The 5,368-nt window shown below is 73.3% G+C and carries 4 protein-coding genes; 2 read left to right on the forward strand and 2 right to left on the reverse strand.

What is annotated here, in order from left to right:
- Window positions 1-189: 189 nt before the first annotated feature.
- Entirely contained in the window at window positions 190-2,571 is a 2,382-nt protein-coding gene (locus ACFW3D_RS41915) for a Tex family protein (RefSeq protein ID WP_500513730.1), read from the reverse strand.
- A gap of 75 nt (window positions 2,572-2,646) precedes the next feature.
- Window positions 2,647-3,189 carry a GNAT family N-acetyltransferase gene (locus ACFW3D_RS41920; protein WP_500513732.1) on the reverse strand — a complete coding sequence of 181 codons (543 nt, stop codon included), beginning with the start codon at window positions 3,187-3,189 and terminating at the stop codon, window positions 2,647-2,649.
- A gap of 69 nt (window positions 3,190-3,258) precedes the next feature.
- Here ACFW3D_RS41920 and ACFW3D_RS41925 point away from each other — a divergent pair, with 69 nt between their 5' ends.
- Together ACFW3D_RS41925 and ACFW3D_RS41930 are read left to right on the forward strand one after the other, a co-directional pair.
- On the forward strand, window positions 3,259-4,122 hold the full coding sequence (locus ACFW3D_RS41925) for a DUF6528 family protein (RefSeq protein ID WP_500513734.1): 864 nt from the start codon (window positions 3,259-3,261) through the stop codon (window positions 4,120-4,122).
- Window positions 4,123-4,345: 223 nt separating this feature from the next.
- Window positions 4,346-5,368: aldo/keto reductase family protein (locus tag ACFW3D_RS41930; protein WP_500513735.1), on the forward strand; the 1,023-nt coding region annotated here is incomplete at its 3' end.

Here is a 5,368-nt window from a genome sequence, read left to right on the forward strand (position 1 = left end):
CTTTTGGTGTTCCCCTCCCGCGGCCCGGGCCCGCCCCGCCCCCCCCCTCCCCCCCGGGGGGGGGGTTTGGGCGCGGTGTTTTTCGCCCCGCGGGGGCCCCCCCCCCCCCGGGGGCCGGGTCGCCGGCTCGGCCCGCCCCGCCGGCCCGCCCCCCCGGGCCTCCGGGGGAGCGCGCCTTCGGCGGTGGGCTCAGCCGCGGCGGCCCTTGCCTCCGCCGAGGCCCTTGTCGAGGCCGGCGCGACGCAGGGCGTCGGCCATGGCGCCGCCGGGGGCCGGGCGGTCGCGGTCGCGGTCGCCGCGCGACTGGCGCGGCGGGTTGCCGCCCCGGCGCTCGGGACGGGGGCCGCGGTCCTGGCGGCCGCCTCCTGCGCCGCCGCCGCCCTTGGGCGCGCCCGCCTCGTCCTCCAGCCGCAGGGTGAGGGAGATGCGCTTGCGCGGGATGTCGACGTCGAGCACCTTGACGCGGACGATGTCGCCGGGCTTGACGACCTCGCGCGGGTCGCTCACGAAGTTCTTGGACATCGCCGAGACGTGCACGAGGCCGTCCTGGTGGACGCCGATGTCGACGAAGGCACCGAAGGCCGCGACATTGGTGACGACGCCCTCCAGGACCATGCCGGGGTTGAGGTCCTTGAGTTCCTCGACGCCCTCCTTGAAGGCGGCGGTCTTGAAGGCGGGCCGCGGGTCGCGTCCGGGCTTCTCCAGTTCGGAGAGGATGTCGGTGACCGTCGGCAGACCGAAGGTGTCGTCGACGAACTCCCGCGGCGCCAGCCCGCGCAGCACCGTGGTGTTGCCGATGAGGGCCTTGATGTCGGTGCCCGCCGCCGTGCTCATGCGGCGTACGACGGGGTAGGACTCGGGGTGCACGCTGGAGGCGTCCAGCGGGTCGTCGCCGTCGGGGATCCGCAGGAACCCGGCGCACTGCTCGTACGCCTTGGGGCCGAGCCGGGCCACGTCCTTCAGGGCGGTGCGCCGGCGGAACGGGCCGTTGGTGTCGCGGTGGGCGACGATGTTGGCGGCCAGGCCCTCGGTGATGCCGGAGACGCGGCGCAGCAGCGGCACGGAGGCGGTGTTGACGTCGACGCCAACGCCGTTCACGCAGTCCTCGACGACCGCGTCGAGGGAGCGCGAGAGCTTCACCTCGGACAGGTCGTGCTGGTACTGGCCGACGCCGATCGACTTGGGGTCGATCTTGACGAGCTCGGCGAGCGGGTCCTGGAGGCGGCGGGCGATGGAGACGGCGCCGCGCAGCGACACGTCGAGCTCGGGGAGCTCGGCGGAGGCGTAGGCGGAGGCGGAGTAGACCGAGGCGCCGGCCTCGGACACCACGGCCTTGGTCAGCTTCAGTTCCGGGTGCCGCTTGATGAGGTCCGCGGCGAGCTTGTCGGTCTCGCGCGAGGCGGTGCCGTTGCCGATGGCGACGAGGTCGACCTTGTGGGCGGCGGCGAGCCGGGCGAGGGTCGCGATGGAGGCGTCCCACTGGTTGCGCGGCACGTGCGGGTAGATCGTTTCGGTGGCGACGACCTTGCCCGTCGCGTCGACCACGGCCACCTTGACGCCCGTGCGGAAGCCCGGGTCCAGGCCCATGGTGGCGCGCGTGCCGGCGGGGGCGGCGAGCAGCAGGTCGCGCAGGTTGGCGGCGAAGACCCGGACCGCCTCGTCCTCGGCGTCCTGGCGCAGCTGGACGCGCAGGTCGAGGCCGAGCCGGACGAGGAAGCGGGTGCGCCAGGCCCAGCGCACGCCGTCGGCGAGCCACTTGTCGGCGGGGCGGCCGCGGTCGGTGATGCCGAAGTGGTGGGCGATCTTGCGCTCGAAGGTGGAGGGGCCCTCCTCGGCGGGCTCCTCCGGCTCCATGGTGAGGTCGAGGATCTCCTCCTTCTCGCCGCGCAGCATGGCGAGCACACGGTGCGAGGGGAGCTTGGTGAACGGCTCCGCGAAGTCGAAGTAGTCCGCGAACTTCGCTCCCGCCTCCTCCTTGCCCTCGCGCACCTTGGCGACGAGCCGGCCCCGCTCCCACATGCGGGTGCGGAGTTCACCGACGAGGTCCGCGTCCTCGGACCACCGCTCGGTGAGGATCGCGCGGGCACCCTCCAACGCCGCCGCGGCATCGGCGACGCCCTTGTCGGCGTCGACGAACCCGGCGGCCTCGGCCTGCGGGTCCAGGGACGGATCGCCGAAGAGGCGGTCGGCGAGCGGCTCCAGGCCGGCCTCGCGGGCGATCTGCGCCTTGGTGCGCCGCTTGGGCTTGTAGGGCAGGTAGATGTCCTCGAGGCGGGCCTTGGAGTCCGCGGCGAGGATCTGCGCCTTCAGAGCGTCGTCGAGCTTGCCCTGGGACTCGATGGACTCCAGGATCGCGGCCCGCCGCTCGTCCAGTTCGCGCAGGTAGCGCAGGCGCTCCTCCAGCGTCCGCAGCTGGGCGTCGTCGAGGCCGTCCGTCGCCTCCTTGCGGTACCGGGCCACGAACGGCACGGTCGCGCCGCCGTCGAGCAGCTCGACAGCCGATGTGACCTGACCTTCCCGTACGCCGAGTTCCTCGGCGATCCTGCGCTCGACCGAGACCGTTGTCGTCACGATGTGCGACCTGCTTTCTGGCTGGACTACCGGTGCATTATTGCGGAGCCCGGCCGCCCGGCCGCGAGCCTGGGCCTATGCCGCGCCGGAGTCCGGGCCGAGACGCTTCTCGAACCAGTGGTCGGCGTAGCGTTCGCCGTTGTAGTCGGCGATCTCCCGGTACCCGAGCTTCGTGTACAGGGCCCGCGCCTCGACCAGGTCGGCCCGGGTGTCGAGGCGGATCACGGCGGCGCCCAGGTGCCGGCGGGCCGCCCGTTCGGCGGCCGCGACCAGCAGCGCGGCGCCGCCGGTGCGCCGGGCGGCGGGGACGACCCAGACGCGGCGGAGCTCGGCGACGCCGGGGGCGAGCAGGCGGACGCCCGCGCAGCCGGCCGGCTCGCCGTCGCGGCGTCCGACGAGGAAGCGCCCCGAGGCGCCCGCGAGGTCGTCACTGGTGTGCTCGGTGAGCAGGTCGTCGATCTCCTCCGGGCTCATCGGCCTGCCGTAGTAGCGGCTGACGATGTCGTCGTAGTACCGCCACAGCAGTTCCTTCGAGACGGGGTCGTCAACGGCGAGCGGGGCGATCTCCCATACGGGCGAAGCGTGGACGTTCGGTCGCGGTACGGTCACGCGGCCCATCGTGGCAGCACCCGCCGTCGCTATCCTCCGAATATTCGTTGGCACGTCAACGACGTACGGGGGCACGACATGACGCGGCACGCCGCGCGGAAGAGCCATCCCATCGCCACGGCGGACCAGTCCTGCAACAGTGTCCTGGTCTTCGACCCCGAGGCCCGGGACTGGTCGGGGCCCGCCGCCGTGACCTGGCGCTGGAGCGCGCCGGGAGGGGCCGGCACGAGCTGGCAGCACCTGTCGGACGTTCGGCTGCGCAGGACGCGGGCGTACGGGCGGGTGGTGCTCGTGGCCGCGTCCGGCGGCAGGGCGGCGATGGTGCGCGAGGACACCGGGGCGATCGTGTGGCAGACGGTGACCCCGGCCGACAGCCCGCACGCCATCGAGCGCATCCCTGGCGGGGTGATCGTGGTGGCCTCGGGGGCGCCCGGGCGGCTGCGCCTGTACGCGGACACGGAGCAGGCCGCGCCGTTCCGCACCGTGCCGCTGCCGAGGGCGCGCGGCGTGCTCTACGACCCGGAGCACGGCGCGCTGTGGGCGATCGGCGCCGAGCGGCTGGTGCGCTACGCGGTGTCGGGCCGGGGCACGGCGACGACGCTGACGGAGCACAGCGCCGTCCGCTTCGAGGGCGAGGGCCGTGATCTGCAGCCGGTGTACGGCGACCCGGGGGCGCTGTGGTTCACCGATACCTACGGGGTGTACCGGCTCGACGTCGCGACCCGCAGGTACCGGCAGGTGGACGGGGCGAGCGGGGTGAGCGCGTACACCAACCAGCCGACCGGGACGCGCGTCCGGGCCCGTTCGGAGGCGGCCGGTCCCCGTGGCTGGGGCGGGCCGACGATCGAGTTCCTCAAGGACGACGGGACGCCCTCGTACGCACGGACGCGTCCGGGTGCGGAGTTCGCCACGGTGCGCCTGTGGACCCCCGACTTCCGCTGAGCCCGACGCGACGGGGCGAGGCGGGGCCAGAGAAGGCGTGGACGGGGGGACGGGGGGACCCGCCCCCGGGCCGCAACCCGGGCATGTAATGATCAGATGTATTTGCCCCTGCCACCTTTCCTGCGGCCGACGCCCGCCCGGGCGCCGCGCCCCCGGCAGTCCCGGTGCGCCCGCACCCGGGCCGGCCGGCATTCACGGACACGCCAACGGAGGCTTCGCTCCCATGGAATACCGCCATCTCGGCCGTAGCGGCCTGGTCATCAGCGAGATCGCGTACGGCAACTGGCTCACCCACGGCTCGCAGGTGGAGGCGGACGCCGCCACGGCGTGCGTGCACGCGGCGCTCGAGGCCGGCATCACCAGCTTCGACACCGCCGACGTCTACGCGGGCACGCGTGCCGAGTCCGTCCTCGGCGAGGCGCTGAAGGGCGAGCGCCGCGAGGGCCTGGAGATCTTCACCAAGGTCTTCTGGCCGACCGGGCCGGGCCACAACGACCGCGGACTGTCGCGCAAGCACATCATGGAGTCGATCGTCGGCTCGCTGCGCCGCCTGCAGACCGACTACGTCGACCTGTACCAGGCGCACCGCTACGACGTGGACACCCCGCTCGAGGAGACGATGGAGGCGTTCGCCGACGTCGTCCACTCCGGCAAGGCCCTGTACATCGGCGTCTCCGAGTGGCCCGCGGAGCAGATCCGGCGGGCCCACGCCATGGCCCGGGAACTGCGCATCCCGCTGGTGTCGAACCAGCCGCAGTACAACGCCCTGTGGCGGATCATCGAGGGCGAGGTCGTCCCGACCTGCGAGGAACTGGGCATGGGCCAGGTCGTCTTCTCGCCGATCGCGCAGGGTGTGCTGACCGGCAAGTACCGGCGGGGGCAGGAGCCCCCGGCGGGTTCGCGGGCCACCGACGAGAAGGGCGGCGCCGGCATGATCTCGCGCTGGATGCGCGACGAGGTGCTCGACGCCGTCCAGCAGCTCCAGCCGCTCGCCGCGGAGGCCGGGCTGTCCCTGGCCCAGCTGGCGGTCGCGTGGGTGCTGCAGAACCCCAACGTCTCCGCGGCCATCGTCGGCGCCTCGCGTCCCGAGCAGGTCGCGGAGAACGTGAAGGCCGCGGGCGTCGTCCTGGAGAAGGAGCTGATGGCGCGCATCGAGGAGATCCTGGAGCCGGTCGCCGAGACCGACCCCAAGCGGGTCCACGACAACGTCCCTCCGCACCGCCTGTCCCTAATACACATCTCCGAG

It is taken from the genome of Streptomyces sp. NPDC058864, assembly GCF_042742985.1.
Taxonomy (GTDB): domain Bacteria; phylum Actinomycetota; class Actinomycetes; order Streptomycetales; family Streptomycetaceae; genus Actinacidiphila.

Coding starts and splice junctions, on each gene's coding strand:
- ACFW3D_RS41925 (WP_500513734.1), top strand. CDS start 3,259: ATGACGCGGCACGCCGCGCGGAAGAGCCATCCCATCGCCACGGCGGAC.
- ACFW3D_RS41920 (WP_500513732.1), bottom strand. CDS start 3,189: ATGGGCCGCGTGACCGTACCGCGACCGAACGTCCACGCTTCGCCCGTA.